The organism is Curtobacterium pusillum (assembly GCF_007673235.1).
In the GTDB taxonomy this organism is placed as follows: Bacteria; Actinomycetota; Actinomycetes; order Actinomycetales; family Microbacteriaceae; genus Curtobacterium; species Curtobacterium pusillum_C.
On sequence record NZ_VDZH01000020.1, the window covers coordinates 1 to 384 of the forward strand.

Here is a 384-nt window from a genome sequence, read left to right on the forward strand (position 1 = left end):
GCGGTGCGTGGCACCACTCGGGTCACGGTCACGGATTCGAACCCGGGTGTGGTGCAGCCGTTCGCGTTCACGACCCCGCAGAACAACACCTCGGTCGTCGCGCCGAACAAGCAGGTCCGTCTTGCTGGTGTCGGCGCGACGGGGACCACGGTCACGGTGTGGAACTACCGCTCCAAGGACCGTGTCATCGGCACCGCGACCGTCGGTAAGGACGGCACGTGGGTGATCCCGAACGCGGATCTGAACAACCAGGACACCACGTACGAACTGCAGGTGGAGTACACCGCGCCGGGTGCGCAGACGCAGTCGCTGACGCACACCATCACGGTCAAGGCTGCTGCCGGTGTGGAGCGGCCGTTCGAGGTCGCGACGCCGGCTGAGGGC

At 66.9% G+C, this 384-nt stretch carries 1 protein-coding gene; it reads left to right on the forward strand.

Features of this window, described 5'->3' with window-relative positions; genetic code table 11:
• Positions 1-48: 48 nt before the first annotated feature.
• The coding region (locus tag FS532_RS18425) for an Ig-like domain-containing protein (protein WP_144757459.1) at positions 49-384 on the forward strand (336 nt) is incomplete at its 3' end.